General features: G+C 49.9%; 4 protein-coding genes. All 4 read right to left on the bottom strand.

Annotated elements, in window-relative coordinates:
• Positions 1-24: 24 nt before the first annotated feature.
• Positions 25-3,522: a SusC/RagA family TonB-linked outer membrane protein gene (locus FBF61_RS01850; protein ID WP_138475463.1), complete on the bottom strand. Its 3,498-nt coding sequence runs from the start codon at positions 3,520-3,522 to the stop codon at positions 25-27.
• A 24-nt stretch (positions 3,523-3,546) separates the two neighbouring features.
• The gene (locus tag FBF61_RS01855; protein WP_138475464.1) at positions 3,547-4,545 is read right to left on the bottom strand and encodes a FecR family protein; all 999 of its coding nucleotides are present in this window, start codon (positions 4,543-4,545) and stop codon (positions 3,547-3,549) included.
• A 54-nt stretch (positions 4,546-4,599) separates the two neighbouring features.
• Positions 4,600-5,241 (bottom strand): RNA polymerase sigma-70 factor, encoded by a 642-nt coding sequence (locus tag FBF61_RS01860; protein ID WP_138475465.1) that lies wholly within the window; start codon positions 5,239-5,241, stop codon positions 4,600-4,602.
• A gap of 235 nt (positions 5,242-5,476) precedes the next feature.
• On the bottom strand, positions 5,477-25,144 hold the full coding sequence (locus tag FBF61_RS01865; RefSeq protein WP_138475466.1) for a malectin domain-containing carbohydrate-binding protein: 19,668 nt from the start codon (positions 25,142-25,144) through the stop codon (positions 5,477-5,479).
• Positions 25,145-25,152 lie beyond the last annotated feature (8 nt).

A 25,152-nucleotide genomic window follows, 5' to 3' on the forward strand; every position in this document is an offset into this window, starting at 1 on the left:
TAGTTTTTTACTTGATGCGTTATTTTAAAATCCCACATTCAGGCCTATGATCACACTTTTCGGCAGTGGATAGTCATTCGCTTCAACACCCGGGGTCAATGGGTTCTCGGTCGTGCTCACCTCGGGGTTAAATGCTGTGTTTTTGGTAAAAAGCACCGGGTTGTTGGTGTTCACATACACTCTGAGCGAATTAAGTCCCAGTTTCTGGACGATTTTCCCGGGCAGCACATAACTGAGGGAAATGTTGTTGATCCGCAGGTACGTTCCTGTGTCCAGAAACAACTGGCTTGGCAGCCGCACCCCGCCGGTAGGTGTATCGTTGGGTCTCGGTGTTTTGCCGTCACCGGGATCCTGTTCCGATTTCCAGTAGTCATTGCTGAAAGCATAGCCTCTCACACGGGCGCGTCCGCTGTTTCCGCCACCTCTGGACGTATTGTAAATCTGGCTTCCCTGCGACCCTTGTATGGTAAAGCTCAGGCTGACGTTCTTGTAGCTGACGCGGTTGGTCATGCCATAGTAAAAATCAGGATAGGGCGAACCCATGATGGTCTTGTCCACATTATCGATTCGTCCGTCGGGTACCCCGTCCGGACCGCTTACGTCCTTAAACCTGATATCGCCCACATGCGACCGGTCACTTCCTGTTGGGTTATAGATCGGTCCTTTATCCAGCTCGGCCTGCGTTTTAAAAATACCGTCGGTCAGAAACCCGAAGAACATCCCGATAGGCTGGCCGATCATCGTTACGTTGTTTCCTGAGTAGATCGGGTCACCCTGCGGACCCAATTTTACGACCTTGTTACGGTAAGTGGAAAGGTTAAAATCCGTCGACCATTTAAAGCCTGCATCTATGTTGACGGTACTCACTACAAACTCCCAGCCTGTATTTTTCACTTCCCCGATGTTCTGCAAAGCGGTGCTGAAACCGGTATTGTTAGGCACGTTTACATTGAGGAGCAGATCAGTATTTCTGGATTGAAAATGGTCTATCGACGCTGTCAGCCTATTGTTGAGAAAACTGGCATCGAGTCCGAAATTAATGGAAGTCTGTTTTTCCCAGGTCAGTCCGGGATTTCCGATACGGCCCGGTGCAATGGCAGTAGCTACCGTTCCACCCAGTCCGTAGTTTTCATAAGCGATCGTTCCGTACTGATCATAGTTACCGATGTTGTTATTTCCCGTTTCGCCATAGCTTGTGCGCAGTTTCAGCTCGCTGATCGCTCGGACATTCTTCAGGAAATTTTCATCCGAAATCCGCCAGGCCAATGCTACCGAAGGGAAAAGGCCATATTTGTTCTCGCTTCCGAAGCGGGACGAGCCGTCGGTACGGATGGAAGTAGTGATATAATATTTGCTGTCAAAATTGTAGTTGACCCGCGCGAGATAAGATAGCAGTGACCATTCATAAATGTTAGAAGTTCCGTTTGTGATCAGCCCGCCCGTCGCACTTAAAGTGGGTACGAGGTTGTTCGGAAATTTGTTGCTGCTCATCAGATTGGACTCTCCGTGTTCTTTCTGAACAGTATACCCTGCCAGCGCAGTCAAAGAATGTTTGTTGATATTTTTGGTATAATTCAATGTATATTCTGTGAGCCAGTTGGAGATCATTGAACCATTGTCGGTACCATTTGCGAGCTCATTGGCAAAGTAAGCGCGCTGCGGACGGAAGTACATGCCTTTTCCGTTAAAAACACTTCCTCCAATCATCACATTAAATTTCAGGTCCTTGTATATCTCGTATTCCGCATTGATATTACCCAGCAACCGCAGCGCTTTCTGGGAAGTCTGGGTTTCCTGAGCTATGGCAAGCGGGTTGTAAATGTCAGCCATATCGGCTAGTCCGGCGTAATTGAAATACGTTCCATCCGGCTTTAACAGGGGCCGGAAGTTATGTACCTGCAGGGTAGACGCCACCACGCCCAGGGTACTGGCAGTACCGCCGCTCACTCCCGTCGAAGGCAAGGAACGCTGATCGGTATACGAAGGATTCAGATTGAGCTTGACCGATAGTCTCTTTGTCAGTTGTGCATCGATGTTAGTCCTGAGAGAATACCGCTGAAAACCACTGTTGATAATGATACCGTCCTGGTTGAAATATTCTCCGCTGATCGCATAACGGACATTTTCATTGCCTCCGCTGGCCGAGAGCTGGATCTGCCGCTGAGGTGCAGTCACAAGCACTTTATCCAGAGAGTTTTCATCGGTAGTATTTCTTCCTTCCCGCACGTCCATGATGATGGCCGGAACCGGCGTGAACCAGGAAGTTGCAGGGCCGCTTACATCTTTGCCGGCATCGAGATTTTTGTTTCGCATCCCGTCATAGAAAAAATTAGCTTGTTCGAGCGAGTTTTTCATTTTAGGAACCTTGGAAACTTTTTGCCAGCCATAGTAAGTATCCAGTGATATCGTTGCTTTTCCCGATTTCCCCCTGCGGGTCGTGATGATCACCACACCATTGGAGCCACGTGATCCATAGATCGCCGTCGCCGAGGCATCTTTCAGAATGTCAAGGGTTTCTATATCATTTGGGTTGATTGTCTGGATGTTGTCTGTCGGGAAACCGTCCACCACATACAGCGGGCCAACGCCTGCGGAGATACTTCCTATCCCCCTTACCCTGATCTGAGGCGCAGCGCCCGGTTCTCCCGAGGCCGCCTTGACCTGTACACCGGCTACCCGTCCGGCCAGCCCCTGTTCTATACGGGTTACGCCGAGGTCTTTCACTTCCTTGCTGCTGATCACACCTACCGATCCGGTCAGGTCTTTTTTCTTCACCGTTCCATATCCTACTACCACTATCTCTTCCAATGTTTTGTCACCCGCTTTCAGGGACACATCCACTACGCTCCGGCTTCCTGCTGCCACTTCCTGCGGGGTGTACCCAACGAAGCTGAAAATCAAAATGGATGTTTCGTCAGGAATATCCAGTTTATACTGGCCTTCTGCGTCGGTAGTGGTACCTCTCTGCGTTCCTTTTACCAAAATACTTACACCCGGCAGGCTCTCCCCTTTTTCATCGGTTACTTTTCCCTGGATCGTTTTGTCAACCGGGGCCACAATGTGCCCTTCTGCGGAGCCCGCCTGCGACAATGTACTGCCCAGCGGTGAGACGGGCATAAACACCAGGTTTTCCAGTGCAGAAGTAACCGACTGGTCTGTGCTGGCTTTTGATTTTCTGTTCTTAACGATCACATATACCCCCTCCTTAACCTTCTTGAACCGGAGATCATATACCTGAAGAATCCGCGTCAGGTTTTCTTCGAGGGAGGCCGACGGCTGGATCATGGAAGCATTCACCGATTTGTTGACCAGGCGGTCTTCAAAAAGGATATCAACGTTGTAACGGGCTTTGAACTGGATCAGGACATCGCGAAGCAAAAGGGGCGTCGGGGCATGGTTGGTCTGGTGGTCAATGAGCGGGACTCTGATACTGGCCAGTAGCTGGGCGGGGGCCTGACAGCACCCCAGAGCGAAAATACCGGGCAAAACAGTTCTGCGAGTTACCTGTAAAAAGTATCTCATGATGTAAAATGGATTAAGGTAAAATTAATCTTTGAAAACGATGGTCTTATTCTGACGGGTAAAGTTGATATCGAACAATTCTGTCACCATGTCTAATACCTCGTCCGCATTGCGTGCGGGAAAGGATCCGGTAGCGGTCCGGTCGGCAAGGGCGGTGTCTTTGATCTCCACCTGAAAGCCGTAATTCTCCTGTAAAATAAAAGCGATCTCCCTCAGTGAGGTCCGTTCCAATGTGATCCTGTGATTTTTCCAGGACGAATGATTTTCCGGATTCGGATTGTGTTCCCTGGTAAGCTTGCCGGAACGGTCCACCATAACCAGGTCTCCGGGTTTCATTACAATCGAAGGGGTCTGGTCAGCCTTGTTCATTCGGAGGGAGACCTGGCCTGTCCGAAGCACAACCTGTGACTTTCTCCTGCGGGCAAACACGGTAAATTCAGTTCCCAATACGGTTACATTCAGCCCGTCCGGGGTAATGACCACAAACCGCTGATGCCCGGGCAAATGCCTGATCTGGAAGTCGGCTTCCCCTTTCAGTTCCACACTCCTTGTATCATCGCCGAAACCAAACCTCGGAAACCGCAGCGAAGAATTCGCGTTCAGTGTGACAATAGAGCCGTCGTTCAGTTCAACCTGGCGGGTTTGTCCGTAAGTGGCCCGCACCGTTCTGTACATAATGCTGTCGCGGATACCGAAGAGCAGCCCTCCCAGCATCAGCACAAGAAAAGCAGCTGCCACCATACGGTGATTGTTGCTGCTCCACCAGCTTCTTTCTGCGGGCAAGGAGATCATTTCCAGTGTTTCGGAAGGTGCCTCGCTCAACGATTCCCTGGTACGGTGGAATGCATCCTGCCACGATGCCGCCGCCTGCAGGTGAGCACTTTCCCACTCATGCAGCCACAGGTAATATTGCTCCCGGTTACCGGGATCCTGCAACCAGGCCTCTATCGCTTTCTTCTGAAGCGGCGAGGCGTGGCCGGAGAAATAATCAAACAATACATCTTTTACAATTATATCTTCCATTTCACTATTTCGGCATTTAATGATGTTGACAAAGAAAGTCCTGTTTACCCTTAGTCAGAAAAACAACAAAAGCAGGGTGAGCCAGACGGCCTTTCTGAGCTGACTTAAAGCTTTGGCCATATGTGCCTCCACTGTCTTCAGTGCCAGCCCTAATTCGGTTGCAATCTCATGGTTTTTTTTCCCCTCAAACCGGCTCAGCAAAAATACGCGCTGGCATTGCGAAGGCAGGCTGTCGATCGTTCTGGCAATGCGCTGGTGCAGCTCGTCATATTCTATTAAAAGCTGGGGATTTTCGGATCCGGACACATGCTCGGAAAATTCCGTCGAGGTGAGGGTCCGCTCCTCTTTCAGTTCGTAGCGTATGTATGTGTAGGCCCGGTTACGGACCGCCGCGTAGAGATATGATCGGTAGGTACCCTGGATCGCATTAAAACTGTTGCTTTTCCAGAAATCCAGGAACACTTCGCAGACAATATCCTCTGCTTTTTCTTTGGTATACACAAAGCGGACAGCATGACTGAACAGCGCCTGATAATACAGGCGGAACAATGCCTCGAAACCTTTATTGGCCGATTCTGCAAAAGCTGCCCGGACCAGGTGCTCATTATCTATCACGACCGGTTTTGCGTCACTAGGCCGGCGCATATTCCCTTCAAAAGATATTTCCGGAAAAGAAGGATGTTCTACTGACTGCATTATTTAAAATAGTAAGTATTTACTAGGGTGACATAGATTTTATGCTTTACCCTTAGTGAACAGCCTGAAATATTTAAATAAAAACTTTGGGTAGTGATATGTCCGTATCGGTTAAAACCGATGACGCTCTTGACGCCACAATCTCAAGAAGCCCATAGGGCTGACACACATTGTAAAAAAAGAGGCCGGCCCAAAGTATGGGCCGGCCTCCTGCACTACGATTAATCCTCGAATCTTAATCTACAATCAACACTCTGATAATCTCAGATACCGAAGCCGACTGAACTCTCAGCAAATGAACTCCGCTGCTCAGCGACAGGTTGGTGATATCCACTTCGGCTTTCGATCCGCCTTTTATAGTTTCTGTCAGTCTTATTGGATAGACCCTGCCTGCTTCACTGATCATCTGCAGATTAATATTTCCTGCATGTTGTTCAGACACCTCCACCGTAAATCTTTTCTGAACAGGGTTCGGATAGATCCTGGATTTCTCATACGTTACTTCGGCAGCAGGTTTGAAGATCTCCTGACTTACCCTGCCTCCCGAAGGAGCCACAGTACCCGTTGTTTCGATGACCAGCTGAGGCTGATTAGCTGCATTTTCCTTACTGTTGAAAGAAAGGTTCCTGTTCTGTGTAGTCGGGTTTCTGATCAGAAGGCTTACCACCTTGTCGCCGGCTACCTGAGCCTGAACATAGCTTGTTACGTCCAGCTCGTAGTATTGCGCTACATTGTTCACATTTACCGAGCTCAGCACAGTTGCGGATGCAGCCGGTGCATTGTTGAAGTTAATACCTGTTTCTGTCCAGGAATCATTATCAACTCCGTATGCAGACAAGTTAATTCCTGCTGTATTTTCCTGGTTGCTTCCGTAGATCCTCAGTTTGGCTGATGTTACCTGGCTCAGGCTGCTTAGCGAGAACTTAAGGTAAGCCGAACGTGTGATTCCGTCTCCCGAACCTGTTTTCACCAACATCGCAGCGTCGTTACCATAGTTGATTGCTGCAAAGCTTCCGTTTCTGATATGGGCATCAGCCTGTGGTGCCAGTGTTACAGTAGTAGCCGGACCACTTGTCTGCGGTACTATTTCAATCGCCGAGATCTTAGGCAAGTTCGCCGAACCGGTCAGGAAGTTGATGTTCAGAACACCGTCCGTTACGGTTATCGGGAATGTCTCCAGCACTGGGCGCAGCGCACCGCCTGCTGTCGCGAAGATATCATAGTTGGTCAGTTTGCGAGCGCCTTCAATATCGACATTGAACATCCGTCGGCCGGCACCCGCTGCTCCTCTGCCCGGCGCACCGAACCAGATCTCAGCAAAGTGAAGGATTACATTGAAGTTACCGTTCTGTACAGGTACCGCGTAGTTGAATGCAGCGGACGAACGTTCGGTCATGTAAAGCGCATCGTCTGTTGTATTAAGGATGTCAACACCTGTGATAGACGACGTAGTGTTTGTTCCGCCAAAGTACTGGTCAGCGATGAACTGGCGTGAACCTGAGGCCGTGAAGGCTGGTCCGCCTGCATTGATCCTGATTGCCGCCGAGGCAACTGGAACTTCGCTAACAGTTACTGTGATCTGCTCGTCATCAAACAGTGCAGGAGAACCATTGTCGGTTACTCTCACAGTGAAAGTGACACTACCCGCAGCAGTCGGTGTCCAGCTGAATGCACCTGTTGTGGCGTTGATGGCCGCAGTTGCAGGGGCACTGATCAGCGAGAACGTTTTGGTCTGTGCAGCATCGTCAGTCGCAGTTGCTGTGAAAGTCAATGCCTGACCGACAGTCGCAGTTTTGTTGCCGATTGCGGCAAGTACCGGAGCCTGGTTGGCAGCATTGGTCGCAGTAACCGTGATTTGTTCTTCATCAAACAGCGCAGGAGAACCATTGTCGGTTACTCTCACGGTGAAAGTGACACTACCCGCAGCAGTCGGTGTCCAGCTGAATGCACCTGTTGTGGCGTTGATAGCCGCAGTTGCCGGCGCACCGATCAGCGAGAACGTCTTGGTTTGTGCAGCATCGTCAGTTGCAGTTGCTGTGAAGGTCAGTGCCTGACCGACAGTCGCAGTTTTGTTGCCGATTGCGGCAAGTACCGGAGCTTCGTTGACAGTCGGCGTTTGCGGTATTACCTCAATCGCTGAGATTTTAGGCAAGTTTGCTGAACCGGTCAGGAAGTTGATGTTCAGCACGCCATCTGTTACTGTAACCGGGATGGTTTCCAGGATCGGACGAAGCGCACCACCTGCTCTTGCAAAGATGTCATAGTTAGTCAGTTTGCGGCTGCCTTCCACATCTACGTTGAACATCCTTCTACCAGCACCCGCTGCTCCTCTGCCCGGAGCACCGAACCAGATCTCTGCAAAGTGTAGCACCACATTAAAGTTTCCGTTTACAACCGGAATAGCGTAGTTGAAGGCAGCAGATGAGCGCTCTGTCATATAAAGAGCATCATCGGTTGTATTAAGGATGTCAACACCTGTGATAGACGAAGTGGTGTTTGTTCCACCAAAATACTGGTCAGCGATGAACTGGCGTGAACCTGAGGCAGCAAAAGCCGGCCCTCCTGAGTTGATCCTGATCGCAGTGCTAACCGGTGCGGTCACTGTGACTGTGATCTCTTCTTCGTCTGTCAGTACCGGTGAACCATTGTCTGTCACCCTGACTGTGAAGGTGAAAGTACCCACGTTAGTCGGTGTCCAGGTGAACACGCCCGTTGTTGCGTTGATAGCCGCTCCTGCTGGTGCACCCACCAGAGAGAAAGCTTTCGTCTGACCTGCGTTAGCGTCGGTAGCCGTTGCTGTGAAAGTCAGCGCCTGGTTTGTGGTCACTGCTTTGTTTCCGATCGCAGCCAGTACCGGTGCTTCGTTGATAATTGGTATAATCTCAATAGCCGAGATCTTTGGAAGGTTCGCTGTTCCGGTCAGGAAGTTGATGTTCATCACACCGTCTGTTACGGTTACGGGGAACGTCTCCTGTACCGCACGCAGCGCACCACCCGCTTTCGCGTAGATGTCGTAGTTGGTCAGCTTACGGCTGCCTTCGATATCGACGTTGAACATCCTTCTGCCGCTGCCCGCCGCGCCTCTGCCAGGTGCACCGAACCAGATCTCTGCAAAGTGGAGCACCACATTGAAGTTACCGTTCTGTACTGGTACTGCGTAGTTGAACGCAGCAGATGAACGCTCTGTCATGTAAAGGGCATCGTCAGTCGTGTTCAATATGTCAACACCGGTGATAGACGAAGTACCGTCCGTGCCAGCAAAGTATTGGTCAGCGATGAACTGGCGTGAGCCTGAGGCCGTGAAGGCAGGTCCCGCCGAGTTGATCCGTACCAGCGTACCGCAGTTCGCTGCGCGGTCAATCGCTACTTGAACTGTTTTGCTGCAACCACCAGCCAGATCCGTCACGGTCACTGCATATGTACCTGGTAACAGGTTCGTGGCAGTAGCGCCGGTCTGCGCAGGGATTGTCGCCCATGATATAGCGTAGTTGCCTGAGCCGCCGGTGATGTTACTGATCGTTGCTGTGCCGGTTGTCGCAGAGCAAGCCAGAAGCGGTGCAGCTATATCGAAAGCTATGTTGTTCTGTTCCGGGATCGTGAACACTTTTGAGGTTTCGCAACCTGTTGCCGTGTTTTCTTTCACAAAGAACGTATAGTCGCCTGCCGCCAGGTTCGTAAATGTAGGCGAGGACTGGTACGCACCGTTCGGCCCTATTTTGTAAAGGAACGAGCTGGCTGTCGAATTCACCACACTGAATGTGATCGAACCGTTGGTCACGCCGCATGTCGCAGCCGTTACGGCCTGCTGTGCAAGCGTCACTGCGTTCGGGTTGGCAGTAGCAGAGAATATCTCCATACCCGCCAGAGCCAAACGGTTCACGGTCGGATTGAACTTCACATCCAGTTTGCCATCGGCAATGGAGACAACGAAGTCTTTCACCAAAGCCGCCTTATAACCTGCTTCGCGGTGGATATCCAGGTTCGAAAGCCTGTTCTGGTCTTCGATATTGATGCTGAATATACGCGAACCGGTTGTGGTAAAGAAGTTCTCTACGAAGTGCATCCGTACCATATAGTTACCGTTTGCCAAAGGCACCACATAACGTGTTTCCGCAAGGTCGGTCGCAGCAGACAGGTAAGTCTGATACAATACGTCATCGTCTGTGCCTGCGATCGGCGTGGCGGCAGGTTTATCCAGCTGGATAGAGCCCTGACGGTAGTTTCTGTCAGATTCCCACACTTTGCCATTGACCGTTACAGCCACATCCGCACCACCTTTGATACGTTTCAAAACAGTGATCATGCTGCAATTGTCGTCTGCAATTCCATAAAGCGGAATTCGGAGTGGCGACAGGTTGCTGTTGTAAGTTACCAGCAGGAAGGCATTTTTGATTCCGGCCGAGTTCGGGCGGAAAGTCACCTCAATGTGACTGGTATCCTGCGGATTCAGAACAGACTTAGTTGGTATGCCGGCAGAGAACTCATTCTGGTTAGGACCACTGATTTCCAGGCTCTTAATAGTCAGTGAAGGATCGGAAGTACCGTTTGCATAGGTCTGTCCAAGGTTTTTCACATCTACTGTACGCGAGCTGGTCATACTGATCGCCTCCGAACCGAAGTCAACCGCAGACGTAAGTGCTGAGAGCTCCGAGAAGTTCGACGATCCTGTTTCCGGTTTGATATTGGTCACATAGAACATGTTGTCCTGGTAATCGTAGTTGGTCACAGCCGGGTTACCGATGTAATCGTGACCAATGATGTAAGCATTTGGAATAATGTTTCCATTGTTATCCAGTGCTTTCCAGAAACGCATACCGATCTTGCCTTCCGAGTTACGGGTACGGTCAGAGTAAGAGCTTGAAACTTTGAATCCGAATATACCTGTGTGGCTGAAAGTACCTTCCGCCAGCAAGCCTGAGGTGCCGTTTCTCAAAGGCAACAGAGACTGTCCGTCCAGCGGATGGTGGGTAAACAAGCTCGTGTTCGACGTCGACCCTTTGGTATAATACTGGAACGTTTCAGTAGAAGCGCAGCATCCGTGGTAGCCCGCCATCTGTACAACCGACACCGGTTTGGTGGCATCCGCCCTGGTAAAGAAGGCCGAGATGATCTCGTCCGTATTCAGGATCAGGCTGCTACCTGCGTTGGTACCATCGCTGCCGGCAAACCCTACATTGGATTTAAACCCGAACGCACTGATGATCTCTTGTGCCCTTGGCTCGTTGTTTCCTTCCCCGGCCGATTGCCACAATCCGCGAAGCACAATGCTTTTCTTAGGCGTCAAATCGTCGTTGGAAAGGATATGCAGTGTATCGTTCAATACTCTTACACGTCCGTTTGGATAGCTGGCAATAAACTGGATGCCGATTTCCACGGAGCCTGCCGGTGCCACTGTAATAGGTGCCGCGGTAGCCGGTACGTATTCCACATTGTTAACGGTCGCTATCTTCCAGCCAGCAGTGTTGGTTAAGTTCAGGTTGCTGATATTCAGCGCACCCGCACCTTTGTTGCTTACTTTCAGTTTCACAACGTCGTGGTTACGGTTGTAAGGTGTGAACGTGCCGTCCTCGTTAGTCCGTCTCCATGGCAGCTGGATCAGCGAGAAGGTCAGCTGGTCATTGGCCGGGAACTTTTCAAGGTTCTCTACCAGCATGCTGGCATTGCTTGTCGTCTGCTGCGCCACCGTGAAACTGATTGGCTCGGTCGTCGTCGTATTATTGTTGCCGTCGATTGCCCGTCCGCGCATCGAATATGTGCCCGGCGTGCTGATCAATATCGGCGAATAGTAATCCTGATATGCAGCGTTGTTGAGGCTGTACTGTACTTTGGCAAGGCTTGAACCGCCTGCATCGGATGCATTGACAGTAGCAATCACCTGATTTTTGTACACACCTGCCGACTGCAGGGTACCGCTCAGTGTAAGGGAAGCAACAGGCGGGGTAAAGTCACCTTCCGCTGTGGCAGCATCCACGATCACAAAGTTGATCTTCGTATTGCTACCGCCGGTCGCATCGACGGTCAGCTTACCGTCCGTTACATTGGCCGTAACAGTCGCGATCCGGTTAGGGGTCTGTGCTGTCGGTACAAAGTTGGTAATAGCTGTTACACCTTCCACATTGATCCGGTGGTTGCTGTCGAAGAAGTCGATATCACCTACCCCTACGGTCACATTGTATTGTCCGTTCGGAACTTTCAGTTCCCAGCTGCCCGGAGTTTGCGGGCTGCCACCCTGCATCAGCGCGAGCGTACGCAGACGTGTTTCCACCGTAGCCGAAGTCCTCTCACGCATACTGGTAGTATGGTCTTTCGGCGCTTTCGTAGTCGGGTTAACCCAGCCGTAGCCGCGGGTATCGTCGTAAGCCAAACCAACATCCGCCAGATAACCGGCAGGGGTCGCGGTCGTAGTCAACTGGAAGTTGATGCGTGTCGCATTGGCACTTACATCTGTTACGCGAAGGCTCACGGTCACAGAGTCAGTAGCATAGTCCGCCGCGGTGGCTCTTACAACTGTCGAGTACAAGCCCGCTGTAAGACCATTGGCGTTGATACCGAACGAAAGCTGTCCAAGAGCAGCATTTGGCATTGTCAGCCAGTTTGCCGTAGTGGATTTGGTAAAGGTCACAGGACCCGGCGTACCGTTTCTGGCTTCCAGTGTCACTGTTTTATTGGCCACAGTACCATTCAAAGGCACTGCGAAATCCAGGTTGGAAAGCGTGAAGTGCAGCGCTTTACGCGTACCTGCCTCGATCACGTTTTCAAGGACGAACATATAATCCTGGTAATCACCGTTGGAAGCGTCCTCAAAGCAGACCAGGTAGCTGTTTGGTACCAGTACCCCCTGACGGTCGCGCAATGGATACGTACGTACCGCGTGGACCGCAGGGCCGGTAGCGTTCAACGCATCTTCCGTATAAGTGACGCGGTTTTCCAACCCGATCACAAAGATCCCGAAAGGACCTGTCGGATTGAACTGGTTGGTACCGGCCACAATCTGAGGATAAAGTATGTTATGCTGTCCGAATACCCCGGAAAGTGTACCAACATTGGTGATCACAGGCGAAGTATTGATCTTGTTGTAATAACCGAAAGGCAGCTCCTGGTTAGGTGAGTAACGTGCCACAGGCTTGATCATCACGGGGCCGTTACCTGCTTTTTCAAAGAACTGTACCGGCACTTCCTCCCCTTTCATCGTTGGCTGGATACCACCGGCCAGCACTGTCCATCCTACATTAATATTATAGCCCAGGGTGTTAACCACTTTCTGCAGCGGAGGTTCGTTGTTGCCTTCGTAACCATTAACCGACATTGCATACAATCCGATCGTCAGGGCCGGTGCGTTCAAAGCGTTGCTGTTGATCACCAGGGCCGCGTCAAAAGTGCTTACCGAGTTGCCTGGCTCAAAAGTGACATCGTACGCTTTCATCTGCTCAGGGGCCAGCGTGTTGCTTGGTGTTTCCCCCTCCACAGTAACCGCTGCCACACTAAAGTTGGCCGCCGAATTACCACTGATCGCCAGTGTATTCAGGTTCAAAGCGGTAGTACCCGTATTCGTTATTGTGATGCGTCTGGTCAGTGAAGTATTTTTGGTTGCATCAAACACCAGTTCCGTGTTGCTCGCACTGATCATGGCTGACGATACTGGCGCAGTTACCGTCAGGGTCACCAGCATGGTAGCGCTTGTGAAACCGTTTGCCGATACTGTAACCGTAGATTCGTAAGTGCCAGGGGTCAGGCCTGTTTCATCAATACCGAACGACAATGTACCCAAAGCTGCATCTGGCAATATCAACCAGGGAGTTTCGGCCGATTTGCCTATGGACAATGCGGGGCTTCCTGATGTTGTGGTCACAGTAGCCGTCTGCGCGTTTGGTGCAGGGCTGCCGATCACATGCGAGAATGAGAGCGAAGGTGTCGAGAAAGCAAGATCTTTAACGATAACCACTCCAAAAGGCTTCACATTGTGTACAACCACTACGATATCCTGGTAATCGAAACCGGAAATATGCTCTTCAGTTGCAATCACATATGAATTTTCAACTACGTTACCGTCAGAATCTTTCAATTCGTAAACCCGTACGTGGTGAGGGATTGCGCCACTGAATGTGTTCAGCGCGTCTTCACTGTACAAGTGACGGTTGGCAAATGCCGGCCAGCGGGAATAGAACCCGAAGGAGCCTGTGGCAGGATCGAAATTAAGCGATCCGTTTACCTGTACGTTTACAGTCTGATAGTTGCTGTTTGCAACCGTGAACAGTTCATTTTTAGCATTAGGCTGTCCGGATGTATACCAGCCAAAGCCGGTAACAATACCACCTGCATCCTGAGGGCCAAACACTGAAAGCGGCTCAATAGTCACAGGACCGTCGACTGCGCGCTGGAATGCCTGAACAGGAATCTCGTCGCCCAGCAATGCGGCATTGAAATTGGTGCTGTGGATGATGTTCGTGTTCTTATTATCATCACCAACATTTACATTGATGCGATGTGCATCAAGTACGAGTTGCAGAGAAGGTTCGTTGGTTCCGGAAAGACCCGCAGTTCCGATTCCACTCAGGGAAACTTCTTTTACAGGATTGCTTGCGCTTGTTACAAACAGCGTTGCTTTTTTGACACCTGTTGAAGTAGGATTAAATACTACATTGAAACTGATGGCACTTCCACGGGCAATCGTTACAGGAGATGCAACGCTTGGGGAAGGGGCACCTACCAGCTGGAACTGGGTCTTATCCACGCCGTCGATCGTGATTCCGGTTACAGTAAGGGTTGTGTTACCCGTGTTTGCGATTGTAACCGTGCGACCTGCTCCGGCTGCACCACCCGCTACGTCATTTTCCACGATAGAACTTGGCGTAACCGTTGCGATACCCACCTGCTCCGAAGGAGTAGTTGCTCTCAGCAAGATGATCTGAGCAGTTTTTCCTCTCTCGTTATTCCAGTTGTATTCAATTACATAAAGGTTTCCTGTCTGTACGTCCTCCGTAAGATCAAGAGGGTTGGCAAAACCGGAAAGACCTGTGATACCGTCTGTACCTGCACCGGTTTGTGCACCGATGATATCATAGATATGGTCGTCGGCAAGCGGGGAGTTCACGGCAGGGTCTGGTACCATAGCACCTGGTTCCATCACAATGATGTCGCTACCTCCCGAGAACCGGCATACGAGTATCCTTCCTTTCAATGCACCGTTGAATGCGTTGCTTTTGTATTCTATTACACCGTTAGGCGATTTGTTTACGTCGAAGTTGTAAGCCGCAGGACGATAATTGGCATCAGCACCCTGTGTGGTCGGATATTTAGGGTTGTCAAGATATCCTCTGTTGGCCACATACTCTCCGCGAAGCGGGTTAGGGTGACCAAAGTAGCCTACCGGTTTCAGCGGATTGATACGGAACAACCAGTCGTTCTGCAGTTTTATAGAGTTTGTGGCAATTACAGATGGACCATTGTAGAAGCTGCCGTCAGGACGACGCGTTCCGGTTACCGATGCCGGTGAATTACCACCCGCTGCCGATCCGTTTGCAGGAACATACAGCTGACCGTTTGTATGCCAGATCATATCCACCGCGTTCCGGATACCCGAAGCATAGATTGTCAAAGGCGAGTTGGTAGCGTACGGGTTGTAAGTACCGTCGGACATCCTGATGTTATTAGTAGGAGCGTTGTTGATGAGCGCCAGATTAGCTGTCGTACGAACATCAAGCGGCAAAGTCAGACCAGCCATTTTGCTGAAATCCAGACGCATCACACTTGCAGAAAGCAAGGTTTCATCTCTCTGCCAGGTTCCGTCATAAGATCCCATAGAGCTGTTGCTGCCCTGGTTGAAATAAAGTGCACCGTCAGGGCCGAATGTGATACTGTTTACAAGGTGATCCGCTTTCGAGCGTGGCAGCTTGGTCAGGATCAATTGTTCCGATTCCAGGTTTGCTCCGGTCAGACGAGAGATGTTACCATCAAATTCAGGTGCGTTGGTAAGACCAGCGCTACAGTGAGAAATATAAGCGACCAGGTTGGTCGGTGTAGACTCGGGAGCAAACACAAGACCCACAGATGAACGCAGACCATACTTGGTGGTTATCGTTGAAATCTCGGTCTGGTTGGACAACATACCGGTGGTATGATCAACCGTGAAGCGTTCGATTACACCGTCCAGGCGGAGCGCATAGAACCTTCCGTCAGGACCGAAAGTCAGACAGGTATATTTTTTACCAATTGTTCCCGGAATAACCTCTTTCGGGGCAAATTCCGCAGCAACCGGATTAGGCACACCTGTGGTTGTGCTGCTGGTTGTAAACGTCGCTTCGTACGGAAGGAACGCCGCGCCGGTGTAAGATTTCACACCTGTGGTAACTACGAACTTATATTGTGTAGCCGGTTCAAGAGAGAACTTAGGCTTGAAGTTGATCGCATCGTGACCACCCGTTCCGTTGATACCAAGGGCCTCAACCTCAATCTGATTGCTGCCAGAAATTTTATACAGCTTCACAGTTGCACTGGTAAGCGTATTGTTGTCCACACCGCCAGGGAAGCCCGGTACTGCGGGAACAAAGATATTGTTGGCAGAAATCGGCGTGATGTTGACACTGACATTGGTTGCGCCGTCCAGCGGAGTAGATGAGATAACGTAGGGCTGGTTGGTACCAGGGGCCATTACTGTGATCTGGATCAACGTGCTTGCGCTCGTATGGTTAGGAGCAGATGCCGTAACAGTGGCAGTATATGTTCCTACTGCAAGAGATTTTGCAGCGATGTAGTTAAATGTAACATTAGGCTCGTCACCATTATGCGTTGGTGAGAAAGACAACCAGTTGGATGCTCCCGCGCCATAAGTCGCGCTCAGCGTGATAGGCAGACCTGTGGTGGTTGTAGAGTGATAAAGATCCAGGGAAGTTGTTTTGCTTGTTTCGCTGGTACCTGCATCAATCACGAGGCTGTGCTCACTGGTAGACCACAACAAGTATGGTCCCAGGTCTACCGGCGTAATTACTGCCGAGTTAATCTTGGTATTGGTACCGCCATTGGCGTTGATGGTAAGGAAGCCGTCAGAAACAGTTGCCCTGACCGTACCGGTTTTGAAACGTGTAGCAGTCCCTGCAGTTCCGCTTGGAACAAAGTTGCTGATGGCATTTAAACCTTCCACATTGATATTATGAATCTCAGGAACTGTTCCGGGATCAGAATCACCGGCGGATACCGTAACATCGTAGATACCATTCACTACTTTCATTTCCCAGTATCCTTCGGCTTTGGTACCGTTGAACGTACCGGAAATATCGTCGGCCTGCATGTGAATCAGCGTTGCCTGCGTAACATCAGCAGGTGTGGTACGCTTACGTCCGTTACCCGGGATCGTACCTCCTACCGACAGATCAAGCGGTGCGCCGTCAGAAGGACGTTTCCATCCGTATTCAAGGCCTGTTCCCTGGTTAGCACCGGTTCTCAGTCCGAAAGACTGACCGTAGTCTTTCAACCATCCTGTCGGAGGAACGGTAGCAGGATCCTGGAAATTAACTTTTATGGCCTGAGCTGTACCTGGTGAAGTAACGGTGAGGTTGATCAGCAGGTTGGCAGGCTGGTATCCTTCCGCAGTTGCAGTAACTGTGGTTTCGTAAATACCGGGAGCCATGGTAGTACTGAAATTGGAAGGACCAAAAGTGATCTCGCCAAGTGTCGAAGCAGGCAATGTGAACCAACTCGCAGAAGTATTGCTCAGCGTAACTGCAGGTGTACCTTCTGTTGCAAACAGTGTCGCCGTTTTGGCAGTAACCTGTTGTCCCTGGGTTGCAGAGAAATCGAGTGCATTCGGAGTAAATGTCAGCACTTTACCGGCAGCTACATCCGAAGTAACGGAGAAGTTATCGAAAGTGAAAGTAGCTGCTGTGGTTGCATTGCGGTGTGTTGCAAAAATACCCGCATAGGCAGTTTTACCTGCAAAACTCATATTTGCAATATTGATCGCAGCAGGATTTGCGGTAGTTGTATAACGGGCGCCGACGTTCAGGTAAGTAACACCATCGATAGAGTAGAAACCTTCCAGTTTGCCTGTGTTCACATCCACAATCATTCTCAAACGTACCATACGGGTGTCAAGATTGGCGATGAGATCGGTAATGCGCTGGTCAGGGTTGGCCAGGCCGTTGTTGACACTATTGTCGGTGGAAGATACATCGTTCAATTCCTTCCGCAGTTCCACTTTGTTACCAGACACAACAAGCTTAACGAAAGTCTTGTCGTTCAGACCAAACCACAGACCGCCTTGTTGCGAAGATGTTCCGTTAAAAGGATTGATCAAAGTTGTTTCCAGGGTGAGCTTGCCATTTGCAATTGTACCTACCCCAAGCGTGTTGAGCTGGTTATTGTTCGGTTGTGAGCTGGATGTATAAGCAATACCCTTGTTGGTAAGGATGCTGAGTCTTCCGTTTGCAACAGTCAGTCTCGAAGGCTCGTAACCTGTTACTGCGGAAGAAGGTGATCCGTCCACGGCCAGGCGGGTTCCTGTTGGGGCATCCACCATGGTGAAACCTGTTTCAACATTATTTTTGTCCTTCAAACCGCCTTCCGTACCATCGAAAGTCAGCAGGAACGGCAGGGAAACATTGATTCGGTCGCAAGGGAGCGTACTGATCGGAGTACAAGGTATCTCCACAGGCAATGCTTCAACGGTAACTGTAAAGTCGGCGCTTCTGGAAGCGAGTGCCTGGTCAGTGGCAGTAATCTTCAGAGACACAGTTACGGGAGTCGCAGGAGCAGTACCGCTGAAAGTCTGTGTAGCAGGATCAAAAAGGACCCATTCAGGCAGCGCACTGCCGTTTGCCTGAGTCGCTGTATAGGTCAGTACATCCCCTGCATTCGGATCTGAGAATGAACCCGTGATGAATGAGAAGAGCTGATTTGCGAAAATATTCTGGTTTTCCGGAGCGGTTACGATAACCGGCGCCTGGTTCACCGCATTTACAGTAATTGTAAACTCTGTGTTTGCATTTTCCTTTCCGTCGGTAACAGTCACTTTGATCGGATAGATCGCAGGCGTTTGAGGTGTTCCGCTGAAAGTTTGCGTCGCCGCGTTAAAAGTAAGCCACTCAGGTAATGGACTACCGTCTGACAATGTCGCTGTATAGGTCAGCACATCTCCGTCACCATCTGTGAATGTACCGGCAGGAATAGCGAACGTAAAGGCAGTCTGAACCGGTGTACTCTGATTGATAATAGCAATTGCAACAGGCCCCTGATTAACAGGAGTGTTCTGCGGTGTTATGGCAAAGTCGTCGAATGCGTAGGTAACAGGAGCAGTACCGTTTCTGCGTGTTCCGAAAACCCCTGCATAAACGTTGCTTCCTGTAATGCCCATACCTTCTATGCTCAATGTTTTGACAGGATATTCATCCCCAACATTGATATAGTTGACACCATCAACAGAGTAGAAACCTTCTACTGTGTTTGCGGCCGGGTCAACAACCAAACGAAGACGTACAGTCTGGTCAGACAATCCGCTGATGGCAGACGTGTTGCGGCGGTTCGGTTCGTCAGGATCGCTGGATACCGGAGAAACGTCATTGATCTCCCGGCGAAGCACTACCCTGTTATTGTTAATGGCAAGGCGAACAAATGTCTTGTCATTTAAGCCATACCATAAACCACCTTGCTCATCATCTGTGCCCCGGAAAGGATTTACAACCGTAGTTTCGATGTTAAACCGTCCGGCACTTGCATTGAAGCCAACACCCAGCGAGTTGATCTGGTTGTTGTTTCCAGTGATAGAAATACCATTGTTGCTGACGATATTCAGTTTGCTGTCTGCAACAGTCAGCTTGGAAGGCTCATATCCGATGATGTCAGATGAAGGAGTTCCGTCAGATTCATGGCGTGTACCAGAGTAGGCATCTGCCATCGTAAATCCGGTAGATGCGTTGTTTTTATCCAGCAAACCACCTTCTGATCCACTGAAAGTCAGACTGAAAGGAAGGTTTACAGCAATCTGGTTGCAAGGCAAAGTACTGTTTGGAGGGCAGCCCGATGGAGCCGTAGCTTCCACATTCAGCATAAATTCTGTGCTCACAGACGACTGCCCGTCTGCGGCGATCACTTTGATACTGTGGTTATCAGCAGTTGAAGGTGTTCCCGTGAAAGTATTGGATGTCGTATTAAATGTCAGCCATGAAGGAAGATTTCCGCCATCGGCCAAAGTTGCAGACAATGTTAAAACATCATTGTCAGCATCGGTGAACGTACCGGCAGGTACAGTGAAACTAAAAGCTGTATTCACATACGCCGTTTTGTTGGTCAAAGCGACAGCCAGCACAGGTGAGTGGTTCTCAGTGGCTGTGGTCACAGTGATCGCCACATTAACATGAGCAGATTCAACAGGTGACCCGTTGTCGGTAGCAGTCACTTCCAGATTATAGGAAGGAGTATTTATGAAATCAAGTCCGTCAATAGCTGTAATAACACCCGTCGCGGCATTGATCGCAAAATGGTTATCGGTATTTCCTCCGGTGATGCTGTAAGTCACAGTCTGTCCGGAAGCGTCGGTGGCGTGTACTGTTCCAACCTCAGCGTTGAGTGCAATATTCTCGGCAACTGTAAATGCGTAGGAAGGATTTGCGAACACCGGCGCTGCATTGGCAGCTGTAACAGGAAGTATCTCAATTGCATTGATGATCGCCTTGTCTTTGGAAGCCGCAAAATCAATGTTAAGGACTCCGTCGGCAACAGTAGTCTCAAAACTTTTGATGACAACAACCTTACCCACGTTTCCGCCTTCTACATAAAGGTCGATATCATCAATTACTGTTGCATTTTCAACTTTCACATCAAATATCCGCGAGTTTACAGATGTATGTGTGTTCTCAACCATATGCAGTTTAACCGTGTACATACCGTTGGCGATAGGCACAGCGTATGCCAGGTTGTAACCTGCACGGCGCTCATAGTAAAGTTCAGGAACAGGGTGAGAACCTCCAAGCGCGTAAGTTCCGGTGGGAAGATCTCCCTGGATCACCGCATACCGGTCATCCGCGCTGAAAACGTTTCCACTGACAGTCCTTTCGGTGCCACCTGCATTGATGCGGTAAGGAGCAGTTACTACCGGGAAGTCAGCCTTTTTGATAGAGAAATTATCAAACACATAATTGACATCAGCACCGGTCGTGTTCGTACGTTTCGAAGCGAAAATACCTGCATGAAGCGTTGCATTGGTCAGGCCCATGTCAGAAATGTCCATTGCAGAAGGCTGTGCAGCTGTACTGTAGCGTGATCCTACGTTTACATAGTTTACGCCGTCAAGTGAATAAAATCCTTCCACTTTGTTGTGAACCAGATCAAGTACCAGGCGCAGGCGTACCGTGGATGAGTTAAGCGTACTGACAGTTTCAGTGATACGCTGATGCGGATTGTTGATCGTGCTGCTGGAAGTAGAGACATCATTCAGTTCTCTACGCAATTCTACTTTGTTCACAGTAGCAGCGAGCTTGAGGTAAGTTTTATCGTTCAAACCAACCCACAAACCACCTTGCTCTGCATTAGAGCCGTTAACGGGGTTAATGATGGTCGTTTCAAAAGTCAGTTTACCATTCGCGGAAGGGACCGCAACACCCAAAGCGTTGATCTGGTTGTTGCTGGTTGTGAACGCCAGACCGTTGTTGGCAAGAATAGTCAGCCTGTCGCTACCGATGGTCAGCCTGGTAGCATCGTACCCTTTCAGGCCGTGGGCAGGAACTGTACCATCGGAAGCATGACGGCTACCTGAATAAGTGTCAGCCAGGGTAAATCCTGTTCCGACATTATTTTTATCAACCATTCCGCCTTCCGTTCCATTGAACGTGATGCTGAATGGCAGGGTAACAGCTAATTGGTTGCAAGGCAATGTACTATTGGGAGGGCAACCTGCAACTGGATTTGTAACGTTGAGCGTAAAATTGGTGCTGACAGACGCATTTGCATCCGCCGCGTTTACCTTTATGGTAAGGGTGTAGTCACTGGCAGCCGACGGAGTTCCGGTGAAAGTTCCGGCGTTGAATGACAACCAACCCGGCAGGGCGCTGTTGTCAGATAATGTTGCTGTAAGCGTGAGAGGATCGTTGTCGTTATCTTTGAAAGCATTGGCAGGAACTGCAAAAGTGAACAGTGACCCAATTGTTGCATTCTGATTCTGAATACCGGCATCTACCACAGGGGCGGCATTGACCGGTGTGGTTACTTCCGTTACGTTTACAGTCACCTCAACGGCCGATGCCTCTACCGGAGAGCCATTGTCGGTTGCGGTGATGGTCAATGAGTAGGAAGAGGCAACTGAGAAATCAAGCGCGGAAACCAGCGTGATCACGCCGGTTGTTGCATTGACGGCAAATTTACCTTCACCGCCGGTAAGGCTGTACGTAATAACCTGGCCGACAGCGTCAGTGGCAGATACCGTGCCCACTTCTGCATTGACCGCGAGGTCTTCTGCTTTCGTAAATGTATAAGAAGCGCTTGCAAAAACAGGCGCTGCATTCACGGCCGGAGTTACATCCGTCACATTCACAGTTACCGAAACCGTAGCAGATTCAACTGGTGAACCGTTGTCGGTAGCTGTTACTGTTAAATTGTAAACAGATGCGACACTGAAATCAAGGGCACTTTTCAGTGTAATCACACCAGTCGATGCGTTAATCTCGAATTTGTCAGCGTCGTTGCCCGCTGTGATGCTGTATGTGACAGTCTGGTCAACGGCGTCCGTTGCCGATACCGTGCCCACTTCTGCATTCACCGCGAGGTCTTCTGCTTTCGTAAATGTATAGGAAGCGCTTGCAAAAACAGGCGCTGCATTCACCGCCGGTGTTACATCCGTCACATTTACAGTTACCGAAACCGTTGCGGATTCAACTGGTGAACCATTGTCGGTAGCTGTTACTGTTAAATTGTACACAGATGCGACACTGAAATCAAGGGCACTTTTCAGTGTGATCACACCAGTCGATGCGTTGATCTCGAATTTGTCAGCGTCGTTGCCCGCTGTGATGCTGTATGTGACAGTCTGGTCAACGGCGTCCGTTGCCGATACCGTGCCCACTTCTGCATTCACCGCGAGGTCTTCTGCTTTCGTAAATGTATAGGAAGCGCTTGCAAAAACAGGCGCTGCATTCACGGCCGGTGTTACATCCGTCACATTTACAGTTACCGAAACAGTTGCAGATTCAACTGGTGAACCATTGTCGGTAGCTGTTACTGTTAAATTGTAAACAGATGCTACACTGAAATCAAGGGCACTTTTCAGTGTGATCACACCAGTCGATGCGTTGATCTCAAATTTGTCAGCGTCGTTGCCCGCTGTGATGCTGTATGTGACAGTCTGGTCAACAGCGTCCGTTGCCGATACCGTGCCCACTTCTGCATTCACCGCGAGGTCTTCTGCTTTCGTAAATGTATAAGAAGCGCTTGCAAAAACAGGCGCTGCATTCACGGCCGGAGTTACATCCGTCACATTCACAGTTACCGAAACCGTAGCAGATTCAACTGGTGAACCGTTGTCGGTAGCTGTTACTGTTAAATTGTAAACAGATGCGACACTGAAATCAAGGGCACTTTTCAGTGTAATCACACCAGTCGATGCGTTGATCTCGAATTTGTCAGCGTCGTTGCCCGCTGTGATGCTGTATGTGACAGTCTGGTCAACGGCGTCCGTTGCCGATACCGTGCCTACTTCTGCATTGACAGCGAGATCTTCTGCTTTCGTAAACGTATAAGAAGCGCTTGCAAAAACAGGCGCTGCATTCACGGCCGGTGATACCTCCGTCACATTTACAGTTACTTCCACCGACGATGCTTCCACTGGGGAGCCATTGTCTGTGGCTGTTATAGTCATGGTATAAGTCGGGGCGACCGAGAAATCGAGGGCAGAAACCAATGTAATAACACCGGTTGTGGCGTTGATCGCAAATTTGCCTTCACCGCCCGTCAGGCTGTATGTGATGGTCTGGTCGCCTGCGTCAGTAGCCGATACCGTTCCTACTTCCGCGTTTACCGCCAGGTCTTCTGCTTTTGTAAATGTATAAGATGCGCTCGCAAAAACAGGGGCCACATTAGCAGGAGGAGTTACATCCGTCACATTTACGGTTACCGCAGCTGTGGAAGAAGCCACCGGCGAACCATTGTCGGTAGCGGTTACCGTTAAATTGTAAACAGATGCAACACTGAAATCCAGTGTGTTTTTCAAAGTGATAACACCGGTTGAAGCATTGATCTGGAATTTATCCGCTTCGTTTCCGGCAGTGATGCTGTAAGTGACTGTCTGTCCGCCGGCGTCGGTAGCATTTACCGTTCCGACTTCCGCGTTCACTGCCAGGTCTTCTGCTTTTGTAAATGAATAAGTAGGGCTTCCGAATACCGGCGCTGTATTGGCAACTACAAAAGGAAGAATTTCAATCGCATTAACAACCGCCTTGTCTTTGGAAGCGGCAAAATCCAGATTCAGGACTCCGTCGGTAACGTTGGTGTCAAAACTTCTGATCAATACAACTTTACCCTGATTTCCTCCCTGAACATATAAATCTATATCGTCGATAACTGTTGTGCCTTCCAGCTTCACATCAAATATGCGGGAATTGACTGCAGCGTGAAAATTCTCCACCATGTGAAGCTTCACTGTGTAAGCACCGTTTGCAATGGGTACTGCATAGTTAAAATTGTATCCCAAACGACGTTCGTAGTAAAGCTCAGGTACCGGGTTGTCTCCACCCAGCGTGTAAGCAACATTACTTACATCTCCCTGCAAAGTCGCATAATACTCGTCAGCAGCGAATTCAACACCGTTTACAGTGCGCTGAACACCGCCCGCATTGATACGGTAAGGAGCTGTTACCTGTGGGTAGCCAAGTTGCTTAACCGAGAAATTATCAAAAATATACTTAACACTTGCCGCAGTGCTGTTACGCTTCGAAGCAAAAATACCTCCGTAAAGCTGCTGGCCTGAAAAGCCCATATCTGCAACATTGAGTGCAGATGAGTTCGTGGCAGAAGTGTAACGACTTCCTACATTGACGTAATTCGTACCGTCCAGTGAATAAAAACCTTCCAGTCTGTTGGTCGTCAGGTCAAGGACCAGACGAAGCCTTACGTTGGAAGTGTTGATAGCGTCTACACCTTGCTCGATTATTCTTTGGTGCGTGCTGTTAATATTGCCGTTGCTGCTCGTGTTGCTGTCATCATTCAGCTCCCTCCGCATCTCAACCTTGTTACCGGTTACAGCCAGTTTTACAAAACTCCTGTCATTCAATCCTACCCATAAGCCAGCCTGTTCAGAATTTGAACCGTTCAGCGGGTTGATAAGCGTTGTTTCAAAAACCAGTCTGCCATTCCCTGTAACACCAACACCCAGCGTGTTGATCTGGTTGTTGCTGCCCTGGAAGGCAAGGCCTTTGTGTGCGTCGATTGTCAGTCTGCCATTGGCAACAGCCAGTCTGGAAGGTTCGTAACCTCTCACTACTGAACTTGCTGTTCCGTCAGAGCCGTTTCGCGTACCGGAGTAAGCGTCGGTCATTCTGAATCCTGTGCCTATGCCGGTGGCATCCACAAGGCCGCCTTCTGTACCGTTGAAAGTAATAGCGTAAGGCAGCGTCGGGTTAATGTCGTCACAGGACAGGTTGGTGATAAGCGAGCAGGTCTGTGCGACACGGGCATTTGAACCCGCTGCGGACGACAACCGTAATTCCCGGCGTTCGGATTTGCTACCGGACATCGGGGCTTGGGAAACAACTGAAGCTGCTTTACCCGCGGCATCGTCTTTGACGGAACGCGTGAATAAATCAATTTCTGTTACCCGGCTAAGTGCATTGGACTGAACATTGAAAATCAGTCCGATGAGGAGGATGAGAGGCCAGATCTTTGGTAAAAAATGGACAAACTTTTGAAGAGAGGAGTAATCTTTTTTCATGATAAGAT

The organism is Dyadobacter bucti (assembly GCF_005869225.1).
Classification (GTDB): Bacteria; Bacteroidota; Bacteroidia; order Cytophagales; family Spirosomataceae; genus Dyadobacter; species Dyadobacter bucti.

Excerpts from the sequence above, each read along its gene's own strand:
- FBF61_RS01850 (WP_138475463.1), bottom strand. The coding sequence starts at position 3,522 with ATGAGATACTTTTTACAGGTAACTCGCAGAACTGTTTTGCCCGGTATT.
- FBF61_RS01855 (WP_138475464.1), bottom strand. The coding sequence starts at position 4,545 with ATGGAAGATATAATTGTAAAAGATGTATTGTTTGATTATTTCTCCGGC.
- FBF61_RS01860 (WP_138475465.1), bottom strand. The coding sequence starts at position 5,241 with ATGCAGTCAGTAGAACATCCTTCTTTTCCGGAAATATCTTTTGAAGGG.
- FBF61_RS01865 (WP_138475466.1), bottom strand. The coding sequence starts at position 25,144 with ATGAAAAAAGATTACTCCTCTCTTCAAAAGTTTGTCCATTTTTTACCA.